The organism is Amycolatopsis sp. NPDC058340, assembly GCF_042723975.1.
GTDB lineage: Bacteria > Actinomycetota > Actinomycetes > Mycobacteriales > Pseudonocardiaceae > Amycolatopsis.
In genome coordinates, this window is the sequence record NZ_JBHXIB010000020.1 from 1 (window position 1) to 15,333 (window position 15,333).

13 protein-coding genes and 2 pseudogenes are annotated in these 15,333 nt (G+C 69.8%); 14 read left to right on the forward strand and 1 reads right to left on the reverse strand.

Features of this window, described 5'->3' with window-relative positions:
* Nucleotides 1-175: 175 nt before the first annotated feature.
* The gene (locus tag ACFWIW_RS22285) at nt 176-694 is read right to left on the reverse strand and encodes an inorganic diphosphatase (protein ID WP_016337787.1); all 519 of its coding nucleotides are present in this window, start codon (nt 692-694) and stop codon (nt 176-178) included.
* Between the two features lie 167 nt (nt 695-861).
* Between ACFWIW_RS22285 and dacB the strand changes: the two genes are divergently transcribed.
* The 14 genes and pseudogenes from dacB (at nt 862) to folK (ending at nt 15,144) form a co-directional block, all read left to right on the forward strand.
* Nucleotides 862-2,898 carry a D-alanyl-D-alanine carboxypeptidase/D-alanyl-D-alanine-endopeptidase gene (gene dacB, locus ACFWIW_RS22290; protein WP_378370191.1) on the forward strand — a complete coding sequence of 679 codons (2,037 nt, stop codon included), beginning with the start codon at nt 862-864 and terminating at the stop codon, nt 2,896-2,898.
* A 100-nt stretch (nt 2,899-2,998) separates the two neighbouring features.
* Nucleotides 2,999-4,027 carry a zinc-dependent metalloprotease gene (locus ACFWIW_RS22295; RefSeq protein ID WP_240601309.1) on the forward strand — a complete coding sequence of 343 codons (1,029 nt, stop codon included), beginning with the start codon at nt 2,999-3,001 and terminating at the stop codon, nt 4,025-4,027.
* On the forward strand, nt 4,024-4,998 hold the full coding sequence (gene tilS / locus ACFWIW_RS22300; protein ID WP_378370192.1) for a tRNA lysidine(34) synthetase TilS: 975 nt from the start codon (nt 4,024-4,026) through the stop codon (nt 4,996-4,998). The genes ACFWIW_RS22295 and tilS overlap by 4 nt, the downstream gene beginning before the upstream one ends.
* Before the next feature lie 13 nt (nt 4,999-5,011).
* Nucleotides 5,012-5,575 carry a hypoxanthine phosphoribosyltransferase gene (gene hpt / locus ACFWIW_RS22305; protein WP_016337783.1) on the forward strand — a complete coding sequence of 188 codons (564 nt, stop codon included), beginning with the start codon at nt 5,012-5,014 and terminating at the stop codon, nt 5,573-5,575.
* 144 nt (nt 5,576-5,719) lie between these two features.
* Nucleotides 5,720-6,085 carry a hypothetical protein gene (locus tag ACFWIW_RS22310; RefSeq protein WP_037335204.1) on the forward strand — a complete coding sequence of 122 codons (366 nt, stop codon included), beginning with the start codon at nt 5,720-5,722 and terminating at the stop codon, nt 6,083-6,085.
* 17 nt (nt 6,086-6,102) lie between these two features.
* Nucleotides 6,103-7,473, forward strand: a complete 1,371-nt coding sequence (locus ACFWIW_RS22315; RefSeq protein WP_378370193.1) for a WXG100 family type VII secretion target — start codon at nt 6,103-6,105, stop codon at nt 7,471-7,473.
* 65 nt (nt 7,474-7,538) lie between these two features.
* Nucleotides 7,539-8,333 (forward strand): ESX secretion-associated protein EspG, encoded by a 795-nt coding sequence (locus tag ACFWIW_RS22320; protein WP_378370194.1) that lies wholly within the window; start codon nt 7,539-7,541, stop codon nt 8,331-8,333.
* A 136-nt stretch (nt 8,334-8,469) separates the two neighbouring features.
* Nucleotides 8,470-9,303 carry an ESX secretion-associated protein EspG gene (locus ACFWIW_RS22325; protein WP_378370195.1) on the forward strand — a complete coding sequence of 278 codons (834 nt, stop codon included), beginning with the start codon at nt 8,470-8,472 and terminating at the stop codon, nt 9,301-9,303.
* Nucleotides 9,304-9,492: 189 nt separating this feature from the next.
* The gene (ftsH, locus tag ACFWIW_RS22330; RefSeq protein ID WP_378370196.1) at nt 9,493-11,910 is read left to right on the forward strand and encodes an ATP-dependent zinc metalloprotease FtsH; all 2,418 of its coding nucleotides are present in this window, start codon (nt 9,493-9,495) and stop codon (nt 11,908-11,910) included.
* A pseudogene (locus ACFWIW_RS22335) lies at nt 11,879-12,151 on the forward strand (GTP cyclohydrolase I); the annotation flags it as partial. The gene ftsH and the pseudogene ACFWIW_RS22335, both read left to right, overlap by 32 nt.
* Nucleotides 12,152-13,123: 972 nt before the next feature.
* Nucleotides 13,124-13,468, forward strand: a pseudogene (gene folE / locus ACFWIW_RS22340) (GTP cyclohydrolase I); the annotation flags it as partial.
* Entirely contained in the window at nt 13,465-14,307 is an 843-nt protein-coding gene (gene folP, locus ACFWIW_RS22345) for a dihydropteroate synthase (protein ID WP_378370197.1), read from the forward strand. The pseudogene folE and the gene folP, both read left to right, overlap by 4 nt.
* Nucleotides 14,300-14,659 carry a dihydroneopterin aldolase gene (gene folB / locus ACFWIW_RS22350; RefSeq protein WP_378370198.1) on the forward strand — a complete coding sequence of 120 codons (360 nt, stop codon included), beginning with the start codon at nt 14,300-14,302 and terminating at the stop codon, nt 14,657-14,659. The genes folP and folB overlap by 8 nt, the downstream gene beginning before the upstream one ends.
* Complete coding sequence (gene folK, locus ACFWIW_RS22355; RefSeq protein ID WP_378370199.1) at nt 14,656-15,144, forward strand: 2-amino-4-hydroxy-6-hydroxymethyldihydropteridine diphosphokinase; 489 nt, start codon at nt 14,656-14,658, stop codon at nt 15,142-15,144. Before folB ends, folK begins: the two co-directional genes overlap by 4 nt.
* Nucleotides 15,145-15,333 lie beyond the last annotated feature (189 nt).

The window sequence follows — 15,333 nt, forward strand, 5'->3', positions numbered from 1 at the left end:
GGGTCCTCGGCTACGTAGGGGCTGTGGGCGGCGGCTAAGCGTTGGGGCTCGTGAGTGGCAAGGACGGTTAGAACCGTCCTTGCCACTCACGAGACGTGACCGGGCACTCAAGGGACGCGAAGGGGCCCTTCACCGCATGCGATGCGGTGAAGGGCCCCTTCGGTGCTTGAGCGGACTAGTGAGCCGCCGGACCGTCGATGGCCTCCTTGGCCAGCCGGTCGGTCTCACGGTCGAGCGAACGCTTGATCTCGGCCTCGGCCTCGGAGCGCCCGACCCAGGTCGAACCCTCGACGCTCTTGCCCGGCTCCAGGTCCTTGTACACCTCGAAGAAGTGCTGGATCTCGAGCTTGTGGAACTCGTTCAGGTGGTGGATGTCGCGGAGGTGCTCGAGCCGCGGGTCGTTCGTCGGGACCGCGAGGACCTTGTCGTCCGGGCCCTTCTCGTCGGTCATCCGGAACATGCCGATCGCACGGCAGCGGATCAGGCAGCCCGGGAAGGTCGGCTCCTGGACGAGCACCAGCACGTCGAGCGGGTCGCCGTCCTGGCCGAGGGTGTCGTCGATGAACCCGTAGTCGGCGGGGTACTGCGTGGCGGTGAACAGCGTCCGGTCGAGTTTGATCCGACCGGTCTTGTGGTCCACCTCGTACTTGTTGCGCTCCCCCTTGGGGATTTCGATAGTGACGTCGAATTCCACGCCGGCCTCGCTGCTCTCGTCTTTGGTACGCCCCGCCGTCGCGGACGGCTCACCGAGTTCATGGTCTTGTCTTCACTAGTGTGGACCACGGGGTCCCGGGTGGTCGCATCGATGTGGTCGTATGTGAGCTTGGCCCCTTCCCCGGACGGTGGATGAAGGAGCGTTGAGTGCCGGAAAACGATGCCCCGATGTGGCCGTCGGACGACAAGGACAGCTCATCCGCCGAGCCCAAGGGCCCGAAGGGCGAAGGCGAGGCCACCGTCTGGCTGCCGATGACGGGGACAGCGAACGGCAAGACCGAAGAGCTGTCAGTGCCGAAGGTCACACCCGAAAGCGGCTCGTGGTTCCAGCCCGTCGTGGAGGTGGAGGAGGAACCGGACGTTCCGGAGACCCCGACGCCGAAGTGGTCCGCGTTCGAACCGGCCACGCCGGTCGAGCCCGAAGCGCCGAAGACGGTCTTCGTCCAACCCGTCCAGCCGCGGCAAACGGACAAACCGGACTGGGATCAGTTCGATCGGCGTGACCAGGAGGCCTCGAGACCCGAGCCGCGGCCCGAACCCCCGCTCCAGGAGCGTCCGGTCCACGAGTCACCGGTCCACGAATCGCCGCGCCGTCCCGAGCCGAGCCGCGTCGAGCCGCCGTCGCCCGCGCCGGTCCCGTCCGCGACCATGCACGCGCGCCCGGTCCGCATCGAGCCCGCCGAAGAGCGCTTCGACTCCGAAGCGACCGTCGGGATCCAGAAGCCCGAGCCGCCGTCTCAGGAACCCCCGGCCGCCGAGGCGGAGTCCGCGCCCGCGCCGAAACCGAAGCGCAAGCGCAAGGCCCTGCTGATCACGACGCTGGTCGTCGTCCTGCTGCTCGCCGGGATGGGCGGCGCCGCCGCGATGCCGAAGGTGTCGAACCGGCTCGGCCTGCCCTGGGCGCCGAACGCGCCGAAGGGCGAGATCCCCAAGCCGGCCGGGGTCACCCGGGTCCTGCACGGACCGGACATCAACGGCGCCGGGCCGACGAAGGAAGGGCTCGCGGCCGCGCTGGCCGGGCCCTCCGGTGCCCCGGACCTGGGCACGCTCACCGGCACCGTCGTGGACGCGGCGTCCGGCGAGGTCCTGTGGGACAAGAACTCCGGCACCCCGCTGACCCCGGCGTCGACCACGAAGATCCTCGTCGTCGCGGCCGCGCTGCTGTCGATGGACCACGGGACGCAGTTCTCGACGAAGATCGTCCAGGGCGCCGAACCGGGCACGGTCGTCCTCGTCGCGGGCGGCGACCCCTCGCTGACCGCGCTCCCGCTGGGCACCGATTCACCGCTGTACCCGGGCGCGGCCCACGTCGACGACCTCGTCGCCCAGGTCAAGAAGGCCGTCGGCGGCAAGATCTCCAAGGTCCAGCTGGACATCAGCCTGTTCAAGGGGCCGACGGCCGCGAAGGGCTGGGACCCGGAGGACACCGCCGCCGGGAACACCTACATGGCGCCGGTCCTTCCCGTGATGGCCGACGGCGGCCGCACCGACCCGAAGAACGACCACGCGCCCCGCGTCGCGAATCCGGCGGCCGCGCTGACCCAGAAGATCGCGGGGAAGCTCGAAGCCCAGGCAGGCGGCACGACGACGGCGCCGAAGGACGCGAAGGTGCTCGGCGAGGTCAAGTCGCAGCCGCTGACCGAGTTCGCCAACTCGCTGATGCAGCTCTCGGACAACCTGATGGCCGACGTCCTCGCCCGCCAGATCGCGCTCGCGAAGGGCGCCGAGCCGTCGTTCACCGGCGGCGCGGCCGCGACGATGGACGTGCTCAAGCAGGCCGGTTTCGATCTCACCGGGGTACAGATCAACGACGGCAGCGGGCTGTCCGACCAGAACAAGATCCCGGCCAAGGTGCTCAGCGAGATCCTCGCGGTCGCGGCGGCGCCGGACGGCAAGGACCCGAGGACGCCCAAACTGCGGCCGCTGCTGGCCGGTCTCCCCGTAGCGGGTGGCAGCGGGACGCTGGAGAAGCGCTACGGAGATCCGGCCTCGGCGGCGGGCCGCGGCTGGGTGCGCGGCAAGACCGGGACGCTGTCCGGGGTGAACACCCTGGCGGGCGTGGTGCTCGACACCGACGGCCGGATGCTGGTGTTCGCGCTGATGTCGTCCGGTTCGGACCAGAACAAGGGCAGGGCCGCGCTCGACGTCGTCGCGGCGACGCTGCACAAGTGCGGCTGCCGGTGAGCGACCGGAATCGGAGCGTGAGGAAGTCGGGACGGAAACCGGTCTTCCAGCGGGTAGCGTCATAAGAGTGACTGAGGAAACGCCGACCAAGACACGTTCGATGGTCGACTGGTCCCTGGCCGCCTCGACGGGCGCCCTCCTGGTGCGTGGCGGTCCGGTGGTCGACCGCGAAGAGGCCGAAGAAGCCGTCGCCGAGCTACGTGACCTGACGAGCGAGGCCGAGGGGCACGTCCGCGAGCTGACCGGGCTCGGCCTCGACCTGCCGCTGCTGCCCGCCGAAGTCGTCGACAGGCCCGGCTGGGTCCGTTCGGCCGCGGCCGGTCTCGACGCGCTCACCGGTCGCGCGCTGCCGGAAGCACAGGGCGGCCCGCTGGCGCCGGTGCTGGCCGGTGGCGCCGGAGTGCAGACCGGTCTGGTGCTCGCCTTCCTGGCTTCCCGCGTGCTCGGGCAGTACGACCCGTTCGGCGGGCCGGACCGCGCCGGGCAGCTGGTGCTCGTCGCCCCGAACGTCGTCGCCGCCCAGCGCGCGATGGACGTGCCGGGACACGATTTCCGGCTGTGGGTCTGCCTGCACGAATGCACCCACCGGCTGCAGTTCACCGCGGTCACCTGGCTGCGCGACTACTTCGCCGACGAGGTCGAGCGCCTGATCGGCGGGCTCGCCGGCCGGGACGCGGACGGGCTGAGCGATCTGGTCGGCCGCCTGCCGGACACCATCAAGCAGATCGGCAAGGGCAAGGCGGGCGGGGCCGGCCTCGCCGAGCTACTGCAATCGCCGAGCGAACGCGCGGTGTTCGACCGGCTGCTGGCCCTCTCCACCCTGCTGGAAGGGCACGCCGACTTCGTGATGGACGCCGTCGGGCCGCGGGTGGTGCCGAGCGTCGAGCTGATCCGTTCGCGGTTCACCGCCCGGCGCAAGGGCGGCGGGCTGATCGACCGCGTGCTGCGCAGCCTGCTCGGCGTGGACGCGAAGCTGCGCCAGTACGAACAGGGCGCGAAGTTCACCAAGCATGTCGTCGACGCCGTCGGCATGGACGGCTTCAACGCCGTGTGGACGTCGCCGAACACGCTGCCGACCAGAGCCGAGATCAGCGATCCGGCGGCCTGGGTGCGGCGCCTGCACGGGTGAGCGGACCGGATCCGGCGATCGCGGCCGTGCGGACGGCCGTGCGGGACTTCCTCGCGTCGGCAAACCCGCGCGAAGAGGTGTGCGTCGCGGTCTCCGGCGGCGCGGATTCCCTGGCACTGACCGAAGCGGCCGCGTTCACCGGCCGTCGCGCGGGGCTGAAGGTGCGGGCGCTCGTCGTCGACCACGGACTCCAGGACGGCTCCGCCGAAACCGCCGTCCGGGCCGCGGACACGGCACGGGAACTGGGCGCCGACACCGCCGAAGTGCTGAAAGTGCGCGTCGAGGGCGCGGGCGGACCGGAAGCCGCGGCCCGCCGGGCCCGCTACGGTGCCTTGCGCTCGGCGCTGCCGGACGGGCACGGCCTCGTCCTGCTCGGCCACACCCTCGACGACCAGGCCGAAACGGTCCTGCTCGGCCTCGGCCGGGGCTCCGGCCCGCGCTCGCTCGCCGGGATGCGGCCGCTCGATCCGCCATGGGGGCGGCCGTTGCTCGGCGTCACCCGCACCACCACCCGGAGGGCTTGCGAAGCGCTCGGCGTCGACCCGTGGCAGGACCCGCACAACGAGGATCCGCGGTTCACCCGTGTCCGGTTACGGACGGAAGTACTGCCCCTTCTGGAGGAGGTGCTGTCCGGCGGTGTCGCGGCGTCGCTCGCCCGCACGGCCGCGCAGCTGCGCGAAGACACCGAGGCGTTGGACACACTCGCGGACGAGGTCCACCTGCGTGCTTTCACCGGCGAAGGGCTCGACGTCGCCGTGCTCGCCACCGAACCGCCCGCCCTGCGGCGACGCGTCCTCCGCAGGTGGCTGCTGGACTCCGGGGTCCGCGAACTCACCGACGCCCATCTGCGTTCGGTCGACGCGCTGGTGGGGAACTGGCGGGGTCAGGGCGGGGTCTGGCTACCCGGCGACTTGGTGGCCAAGCGGGCGCATGGCAGGCTCTCCCTCGAAGCACCCCAATCCACCACCTAGAGGGGAACGTCCCGTGTACGAAGGCGAGATCGCCTCCGTGCTCGTCACCGAGCAGCAGATCAACGACAAGATCGCCGAGCTGGCCGCACAGGTCGCCGCGGACTACCCGGCCGACGGCCCCGGCTCCGGGCAGGGAGATCTCCTGCTCGTCGGCGTGCTCAAGGGCGCGGTGATGTTCATGACCGACTTCGCCAGGGCGCTCCCCCTTCCCTCCCAGCTCGAGTTCATGGCGGTGTCCTCCTACGGCTCGGCGACGTCGTCGTCCGGCGTGGTGCGGATCCTCAAGGACCTCGACCGCGACATCGCCGGCCGCGACGTGCTCATCGTCGAGGACATCGTCGACTCCGGGCTGACCCTGTCCTGGCTGCTGAAGAACCTCGCGAGCCGGAACCCCGCGTCGCTGGAGGTCGTCTCGCTCCTGCGCAAGCCGGAGGCGGTCAAGGTCGACGTACCGGTCAAGTACATCGGGTTCGACATCCCTAACGAATTCGTAGTCGGATACGGCCTGGACTACGCGGAGCGTTATCGGGACCTGCCCTACATCGGCACCCTGGATCCGCACGTTTACACGTCCTGAGAACCGCTTGCCCCTTCGCGGGGGAATGCGGAACCCTGAGCGCGGCGAACACGTCATAGGCTGCGATCAAGTGCGTTAACCTATGCGAAGACCTTTGCCACGAAGCCGTCGTGGCCTGGCCCGGGGGAAACGGAGAGAGCTCAGATGGGGAACAGCAGCCTGGCGGACGCGAACGCGTTCAAGAACGCCGCGGCTCAGGGGCAGGTCGGGATCGACCCGGACGCGGCCCAGACCGCACTGAACAAGATCCGCACCGGCAAGGACGCCGTCGAGGCGCTGCTCCACAGCGCCGGCGACCTCGGGCAGGCGCCGAAGCTGGGCAACAACCCGGTCGGCAACGCGATCGCGGCGAAGGTCGCGAACCGTGCCGACGGCGGCGGCGACTCCTACACCGCCGCCCTCCAGAACCTTTACCAGCAGTACGAGGCGGCCGAGGCAGGCATCGTGACCGCGATGGCCCGTTACCACGAGATCGACCAGGCCGCGGCCGAGCCGTTCCGGAACGTCTGAGGGGGAGTCAGAAAGCCATGCCACCGAAGCACAGCGCCGACTCTTACGGCGAGAGCAACACCAGCGGCACGCCGGTCCAGCTCGGCGACAACTCGGAAGCCGCGAGCATCGTGTCCTCCGCGCGAGGCCGTTCCGACGGGTTCGACATCGGCGCCGACCGCGCCATCACCAACCCGCCGAACTGGGAAAGCGCCCCGAGCAGCCAGGACCTGTGGAACCAGGCCAACCTCGGCAACGACCCCAGCACGGCGACCGCGATCAGCCAGTCCTGGGGCGCGCACGGCAGCAAGCTGAGCCAGGCGTCGAACGACCTCTACAACGCGATCTCCGAACTGGGCTCCGCCTGGATCGGGCAGGGCGCGGCGGCCGCGCAGGGTTCGCTGGTCGCCATCGCGAACTCGGGTTCGCAGGCCTCCGAGGCCGCGCACACGATGTCGGACCGGCTCCAGAAGCAGGCCGACGCCGCCACCAAGGTCAAGCTCATGCCGAAGCCGACCGACTACAGCCCCGAGAAGGCCATGGGCCAGGCGCTGGCGGCGGGCCCGGTCGGCATGATCACCGACCAGAAGCCCCTCGCCGACCAGGACAAGGAAGTGCGGGCGGAGCAGGCCAGGTTCCTCGAGGCCTACACCAAGGAGATGAGCGAGGTCGACAGCTCGACCCCGAGCTTCGGCCCCGAATCCCTCGGCATGAAGCCGACCGCCACGCACAACAGCGCTTCGTTCAGCGGTGTCGGCAACATCGCCGCCGGTGGCCTCAACTCCGGCGCCGTCTCCGGCACCCCCGTCCTCGCCGGCACGCACGGCTACGGCGGCGCGCAGGGCAGCGGCGCGGCTCCGGTCCACGCCGGTCCGGACTCGGGCGTGTTCTCGCAGGCCGGTTACACCCCCGCGGCGAACGTCCCGGCCTCCGGTGTCGCGCCGGGTGCGGGCGTCGCTTCCGGCGCGGGCGCCCCGATGACCCCGCACGCCCCGGCGGGCGGCGGCAACGGGATCGGCCAGGCCCTCACCGCGGCCGGGCTCGGCGGCGCTCTCGGCTACGCCGGTGCCAAGGCCCTCGGACAGGGCAACAAGTCCGGCGCCAAGGACACCGACAGCACCGACGCCGCGGCCACCGAGAAGGGCGGGCCCGCGCAGAGCGCCGCGTCCCAGGCCGTGCCGCAGCAGGGCATCGTGTCCTCCAGCGGCACCATCGGTGGTGGCGCCACCCCGCCGATGCACGGTATGGGCGGCGGCATGGGCATGGGCGCGGGTGCGCAGGCCGAGCAGGAAGAGGAGCACACGCACGCGTCGTTCCTCATCGAGCCGGACCCGGACGACGCCTTCGGCGCCAACGAGGCGACCCCGCCGCCGGTCATCGGCGCCTGGACCGAAGACGACGAACGCTAGAACGGTTTTCACCGGGCGCACGGCCGATCCGGCCGCGCGCCCGCTGACTTGTTTGGGGGCCGAAGATGGCGAACGGTGAACTGCTCACCCCGGTCGAGCTGGACTTCCTGTGGGAGGGCGCGAACGCCGGAGAGCTGCCGTACCCGCTACGGCTCCGCTCGCACGGGGCGACCATGGACGAGCGCGCCGCCCTGCGCACGCAGACGCTCCAGTCGCTGAACCAGCGCCGCCTCGCCGACGAGCGCGGACGCCCCGAGCCGCATATCGAGGACTACTTCGGTGTCCTCGCGAGGCCGGACCTCAGCCTGGACTGCGTCCAGCTCAACAACCCCAACACCGAACCGCTGCTCGCGGTCGCGTCGCTGCTCGGCGGCCAAGGCCTGCTGACGGTGCAGGATCCGCGCGGTTTCCACTTCCACCCCATCGCCCCGGACGGCCTCGCGAGCGCGATCGTCTCCCTCCTGCCGCCGGGAACCCGCGGTACGGAGAAGTCGATCACCCTGCCGCTCGACGGGCTCGTCGGCGCTTCGGGGGCGGACTTCCTCCAGCGACGCCAGCCGCAGATCGACGGCACGGCGACGTCCGACGAGGACCGCAAAGCCCTGTCGCGCCTCCAGGCGCAGCCGCGGCTTCGCGGTGGCCAGTTCGGCGCGAACGCGCGCAGCAAGCACGGCACGCGGAGCCGGTCTTCGGTGCTGAGCTGGTTCGACACGCAGTCCGGCCGGTACTTCACCCAGGCCACCCGCGGCGCCGACGGACGGGACTGGATCACCGTCGCGCCCGCTGATCCGGCGACCTTGCGGCACCGGCTCACGGAGATGCTGGGGAAAACGGGCGCCGACGCTTCCACCGTGCGCTGATCTCTGGGCCTCGTGAGTGGTAAGGACGGTTAGAACCGTCCTTACCACTCACGAGGCCTGCTTGAGATGTTCGCTATCGTGAACCGTCTGGGCGTCCCGAGGCCCAGAAGCCGAGGTGCCGGGAGGGCACGGAGCAATGCACCAAGAACACTTCACGCCGATGGCGTTCGACTTCCTCTGGGAGTCCGCCGAGCTCGGCGACCTGCCGTACCCGCTGCGCGTCCGGTCGCACGGTGCGACCGAGCTCGAGCGGCGGGCCCTGCGCCAGCGCGTCGACAACGAACTCCAGGCCCGCGGCATCCGCGACGGCCGGGGAAGGCTGGAGCGGCGGATCGAGGACTGGCTGTACCTCCTCGCCCGCGGTTCGCTGACCATCGACGCGCTGCACATCCCCGATTTCCAGGCCCCGACGATCGCCGTGCTCGGCGCCACCGACGGCCGCGACGGGGTGATCGCGATCCAGGACCAGTCCGGGATCTGGCTGCGCGAGGCGCCCGCCGACGGGCTCCCGACCGCGGTCGTCGACCTGCTGCCCCCGGGGCAGCGCGGTTCGGAGGCGTCCATCACGCTGCCGATCGACGACGCCCGCCGCACCGAGCCGATCCGCGCCGCCATCAACGCGACGAAGCAGTCCGAAGAGCCCGAAGCGGCGAAGACCCGCCGCAAGGACAAGCCGCGCGTCTCGCTCAGTGAACGCATCACCGCGGACCCGCGCGAGGCGTTCGGCAAGCTCACCGGCCAGCCGAGGCTCCGCGGCGGTCAGCTCGCAGCGAACAGCCGGTCCCACGTGGGCGCCAAACAGCGATCCCGCGTCCTCGGCTGGTTCGACACCGCCAGCGGCCGCTATCTCAGCACGTCACAGGCCGGTCCGGACGGCCGCGAATGGGTCACCGTCTCACCCGCCGACGTCAAGACGCTCCGCATGAGGCTGGGCGAAATGGCCGCCGGTGTGGCGGTCGACACACGCTAGGCTCCCGCCCCGGGAACCCTCGCGAGGCGTCCGCCGTTTACGTCCGAGAGGCTCACCACCCTCATCCGTCCAGGCGGGCGGTATCCTGAGGGGCGGGTGTCGGAGCACCATGGGTCGTCAAGATCGTGATGGCGGGTATCACATGAGCCGCCCAACCAGGAAGGGTCGAGGCCACCAGGGCCGAGTCGTATGAACCGGAAGAGCGTGCTCAGGAACCCAGTGCTCTGGATTCTCGCGGCGGTACTGGCGTTTCTCGCATACAACACGATCTTCGACAGTGATCGTGGCTATACCCAGGTGCCGATCTCGATCGCGAACCAGCAGATCACCTCGAACAACGTCAAGGAAGCCTCGCAAGAGGACAAGGAGCAGCAGATCAAGCTGCTGCTGAACAAGAAGATCGAGGTCGACGGCCAGCAGGTCGACCAGATCATCGCGCAGTACCCGGCGAACGTCGCGGGCACCATCTACGGCCAGCTCATCGGCCTCAAGAGCGGTGACAACCCGGTCAAGTTCACCACCAAGGTCACCCAGCAGAACGTCCTCACCCAGATCCTGATCTTCGCCATCCCGCTGGCGCTGGTGCTGGGCCTGCTGATGTGGATGATGAACAACGCGCAGGGCGGCGGGAACCGCGTCCTCAACTTCGGCAAGTCGAAGGCCAAACAGCTCAACAAGGACATGCCCAAGACGACCTTCGGGGACGTCGCGGGCGCCGACGAGGCCGTCGAAGAGCTGTACGAGATCAAGGACTTCCTGCAGAACCCGGCGCGCTACCAGGCGCTCGGCGCGAAGATCCCCAAGGGCGTGCTGCTCTACGGGCCGCCCGGTACCGGTAAGACGCTGCTCGCGCGCGCCGTCGCCGGCGAGGCGGGCGTGCCGTTCTACACGATCTCCGGTTCCGACTTCGTCGAGATGTTCGTCGGTGTGGGTGCCTCGCGAGTCCGCGACCTGTTCGAGCAGGCCAAGCAGAACGCGCCCTGCATCATCTTCGTCGACGAGATCGACGCGGTCGGCCGCCAGCGCGGCGCCGGCCTCGGCGGCGGCCACGACGAACGCGAGCAGACGCTGAACCAGCTCCTCGTCGAGATGGACGGCTTCGACGCGCGCGGCGGCATCATCCTGATCGCCGCGACCAACCGCCCCGACATCCTCGACCCGGCGCTCCTGCGCCCCGGCCGCTTCGACCGCCAGATCCCGGTGTCCGCGCCCGACATGCGCGGCCGCAAGGCGATCCTCGAAGTGCACGCCAAGGGCAAGCCGATCGCGCAGGGCACCGACCTGAGCAGCCTCGCCAAGCGGACCGTCGGCATGTCCGGCGCGGACCTGGCGAACGTGCTCAACGAGGCCGCCCTGCTCACCGCCCGCCAGAACGGGCACGTGATCACCGACGCCGCGCTGGAGGAGTCCGTCGACCGCGTCGTCGGCGGCCCCGCCCGCAAGAGCCGGATCATCTCCGAGAAGGAGAAGAAGATCACGGCCTACCACGAGGGCGGGCACGCGCTCGCCGCGTGGGCGATGCCGGATATCGAACCGGTCTACAAGCTGACGATCCTGCCGCGCGGGCGCACCGGCGGGCACGCCCTGCTCGTCCCGGAGGACGACAAGGAGCTGATGACCCGTTCGGAGATGATCGGGCGCCTGGTCTTCGCGATGGGCGGCCGGACGGCGGAGGAGCTCGTCTTCCACGAGCCCACCACCGGTGCCTCCTCCGACATCGAGCAGGCGACGAAGATCGCCCGCGCGATGGTCACCGAATACGGCATGAGCGCCCGGCTCGGCGCGGTCAAGTACGGCCAGGAGCAGGGCGACCCGTTCCTCGGCCGCTCGGCGGGCCGCCAGGCGGACTACTCGCTCGAGGTCGCGCACGAGATCGACGAGGAGGTGCGCAAGCTCATCGAGACCGCGCACACCGAGGCGTGGCACGTGCTGAGCACCTACCGCGACGTGCTGGACGAGCTGGTCATCGAGCTCCTCGAAAAGGAGACGCTGACCCGCAAGGACCTCGAGCGGATCTTCGCGACCGTCGAGAAGCGCCCGCACATCACCATCTTCAACGAGTTCGGCGACCGCAAGCCGTCCGACAAGCCGCCGATCAAGACCCCCGGCGAGCTGGCCATGGAGCGCGGCGAGCCGTGGCCCCCGCCGGAGGAGAAGAAGGAGCAGCCGGTGCTGCAGCCGGCGCCGACCCCGGTCGGCACCGCGCAGGGCGGCGGCGACCTTCCCGGTGGCCCGCCGTACACGCAGCCCGCTCCGCCGCCGGACCCGAACGCCAACCCGTACGCCCCGCCGCCGCCCGGCGCCTACCCCAACGGCGGTCGCCCCAACGGCGGGCCGAACGGCACCGGCCACTGGCCCCAGGCATATGGTGGGCAGCAGCCGGGCGGACCGGCAGGCGGTTATCAGGGTGGGCCCGTAGGCGGCCCGCCGAACTACGGGGCTCCTCCCGGATGGACCCCGGCCACGCAGCCGGGCGGCCAGCCGAACCAGCCCTGGCGTCCCGCCGAAGACCGCCCGCGCGACGGCTGGTTCGCTGACCAGCCCGGCGGTCAGCAGGACGAAGGACAGCAACGGCGTGACGACGGACAGGACGACACCAAGCGATAACGGCGACCGCCCGGTCTTCGACCAGGACCGGGCCGAGAAAGCCGTACGCGAACTCCTGCTCGCCTGTGGTGAGGACCCGGACCGGGACGGTCTCTTGGAGACCCCGGCCCGGGTCGCTCGCGCTTACCGGGAAATGTTCGCCGGTCTCTACACCGAACCGGACCACGTCCTGGACCGCACGTTCGACGAGGCACACGAAGAACTCGTGCTGGTGACGGACATCCCGATGTTCTCGACCTGCGTACCCAGCAAGCAGACGGTGAACGCGGTCGGTGGCCGGAAGCAAGCGGCCGAGGTTGAAGTCGGTGACAAGCTGTGGACTCTGTCGGGCGGCAAGGTCGAGGAGACCACGGTCACCGAGATCAGCTCGCACCAGACTCGCGAGCTCATCGAGGTCACGACCGCGGGGGGAAGTTTCAAGGTCACTCCTGACCACCCTTTGGCGACGCCGAAGGGATGGATGGAGGCCAAGGACGTCGAGGGTTCCTTCATCGAGTGGACTCACGCGCGCAAGCTCAACCGGGATCGATGGAAGCCGAAGTTCGGGTACGACTTCGGCTACGTCATCGGTGCGACCTGCTCGGACGGGACCGTCGCCGAGCGCTACGTCTCCCTAGTGGTGAACGACCGCGACTTCGCGAAGAAGTACGCCGAAGCGCTCTACCGGGCCTTCGGGATCGAGGCGAAGCTCGAACCGGTCACGCGGCCGTCGGGCTATCTGGAACGTGATGTGCCCGGATTCCGGGTGCGAGTCGTCTCGTCGTTCCTCGCGGATCTGATGCGGCAGTACGTCGGCGGCGATGCCCACCATCAGCGGCAGCGCTTCCCGATGGTCGTGCTCAACGACTTGAGCACGTTCAACGGCTTTCTCGACGGGTACGTGGACGGGGATGGCTTTCGGCACAAGAAGATCGCGGGCAGAACGATCGTCAGTGCGAACATTCCCTTCCTGGAGGATCTGGCCACGGTCATCGGGGCACGTTTCACCCCTCGGACCGGGGGAATCGCTTCGCAGCTCTACGTGGCTGACAGCTGGTTCCGGCGGCACGGTTTCCCGCAGGATGACTACACAACCGATCTGATCGAGTCGGAGTACGTCGAGGTCGAGTCGGTCCGGCCGGTGAAGGCAACGGGAACCAAGCCCTACACGGTGTACAGCTTCAAATGTGAGCCTCACCCGACCTTCCTGATCGCCGGGCACCTGACGCATAACTGTGAACACCACCTCGTGCCCTTCCACGGTGTCGCCCACGTCGGTTACATCCCGAACGGCCACGGCAAGGTCACCGGCCTGTCCAAACTGGCCCGTCTCGTCGATCTCTACGCCAAGCGCCCGCAGGTCCAGGAGCGCCTCACCTCCCAGGTCGCCGACGCGCTCATGCGCAAACTCGAGCCCCGCGGCGCGATCGTCGTGGTCGAGGCCGAGCATCTCTGCATGGCCATGCGCGGCATCCGCAAACCCGGCGCCAGGACGACGACGTCCGCCGTGCGCGGGCTGCTGCAGTCTTCGGCGTCCTCGCGGGCGGAGGCGCTGGACCTGATCAAGGGCCGTCGATGACCGCCCTGCCCCGGCCCGGCCGGTGCGCGGTGATGGGGATCCTCAACGTCACCCCGGATTCCTTTTCGGACGGTGGCCGTTACCTCGGCGTCGAGCAGGCGCTGGAGCACGCGCACGAGATGTGGGCGCGCGGCGCGGATCTGATCGACGTCGGCGGGGAGTCGACGCGGCCGGGAGCGTCCCGGGTGGACGCCGAGACCGAGATTTCCCGGATCATGCCGGTGATCCGTTCCCTCGCCGCCGACGGTGTCGCGATGTCCGTGGACACCACTCGCGCCGAGGTCGCCCTCGCCGCGGTCGAGGCGGGCGCGTCCGTCATCAACGACGTCTCCGGCGGGCTGGCCGATCCGAACATGGCGAAGGTCGCCGCGGAGACCGGTGTCCCGTACGTGCTGATGCACTGGCGCGGGCACAGCAAGGACATGAACGCGCTGGCGTCCTATGAGGACGTCGTCGCGGACGTGCGCGCCGAGCTGCTGTCCCGAGTGGACGAAGCACTCGCCGCCGGTGTCGACGCCGAGGCGATCGTGCTCGACCCCGGGCTCGGTTTCGCGAAGAACGCCGAGCACGACTGGGCGCTGTTGAACGGCCTGAATTCCTTTCTGTCACTGGGTTTCCCGGTTCTCGTCGGCGCGTCGCGCAAACGGTTCCTCGGGCGCCTTTTGTCCGGAAAGGACGGAAAGCCCGCTCCGCCGGACGGCCGCGAGAACGCGACCGCGGCCGTGTCCGCGCTCGCCGCGGCGGCCGGTGCCTGGGGGGTGCGGGTGCACGAGGTCGGCGCGAGTATCGACGCCGTGACCGTCGCGGCGGCTTGGCGGAAGGGGAGTCCTGTTGTCTGACCGGATCACGTTGACCGGATTGAGGGTCTTCGGCAGGCACGGGGTCTTCGACCACGAGAAGCGGGACGGGCAGGAGTTCGTCGTCGACATCGTGGTGTGGCTGGACCTCGGCCCGGCCGCCGCGTCCGACGATCTGACCAAGACGCTGCATTACGGCGAGCTGGCGGAGCTCGCCGCCGGGATCGTGGCTGGCGAGCCGTACGACCTCATCGAGAGTGTCGCCGGGAAGATCGCCGACGAGGTGCTGCGCGACGAGCGGCTGACCGCCGTCGAGGTGACGGTGCACAAGCCGTCCGCGCCGATCCCGCTTACCTTCGACGACGTCGCAGTAACGGTGCGGCGGAATCGATGAGCCGCGCGCTGCTCTCGCTCGGCTCCAACCTGGGGGACCGGCTCGCGTACCTCCGGTCCGCCGTCGACGCGGTGCGGCCCGCGGTCGTCGCGGTGTCGTCGGTCTACGAGACCAAGGCGTGGGGCGTCGAGGACCAGCCGGACTTCCTGAACGCCGTCGTCCTGGTCGACGACCCGGCGCGTGATCACTGGGACTGGCTGCGCACCGGGCAGGCAGCCGAGCGGGCGGCGGAGCGTGTGCGAGAACTCCGGTGGGGCCCGCGCACGCTGGATGTCGACATAGTGACCGTGGACGGGGTGCGCTCCGACGACCCCGAGCTGCTGCTTCCGCATCCCGGCACGCCGGAGCGCGCGAGCGTGCTGATCCCCTGGCTGGAGATCGAGCCCGACGCGGTGCTCCCCGGCCATGGTCCCGTCGCCGACCTCCTCGCCGCCCGCCCCGCCTCGGACCGCGACTCCGTCCGCCTCACGCGTTTAGTCCTCTGAATGCGGTAGTTGGGGATACGAACCACCGCGTCCAGAGGACGAAACGCGCGCCGAGCGGGATATAGGGACGTTGAGTGTCCCTATATCCACACACCCCTCACGCTCGGTCACCTCGCGGTGGTGACCGGACCGGTGATGGCGGGACTGTGTGGATTTTGGGGCGTTGGATGACCAGAAATCCACACAGTC

Coding starts and splice junctions, on each gene's coding strand:
- ACFWIW_RS22295 (WP_240601309.1), top strand. CDS start 2,999: ATGGTCGACTGGTCCCTGGCCGCCTCGACGGGCGCCCTCCTGGTGCGT.
- ACFWIW_RS22310 (WP_037335204.1), top strand. CDS start 5,720: ATGGGGAACAGCAGCCTGGCGGACGCGAACGCGTTCAAGAACGCCGCG.
- ACFWIW_RS22315 (WP_378370193.1), top strand. CDS start 6,103: ATGCCACCGAAGCACAGCGCCGACTCTTACGGCGAGAGCAACACCAGC.
- ACFWIW_RS22320 (WP_378370194.1), top strand. CDS start 7,539: ATGGCGAACGGTGAACTGCTCACCCCGGTCGAGCTGGACTTCCTGTGG.
- ACFWIW_RS22325 (WP_378370195.1), top strand. CDS start 8,470: ATGCACCAAGAACACTTCACGCCGATGGCGTTCGACTTCCTCTGGGAG.
- ftsH (WP_378370196.1), top strand. CDS start 9,493: ATGAACCGGAAGAGCGTGCTCAGGAACCCAGTGCTCTGGATTCTCGCG.
- folP (WP_378370197.1), top strand. CDS start 13,465: ATGACCGCCCTGCCCCGGCCCGGCCGGTGCGCGGTGATGGGGATCCTC.
- folK (WP_378370199.1), top strand. CDS start 14,656: ATGAGCCGCGCGCTGCTCTCGCTCGGCTCCAACCTGGGGGACCGGCTC.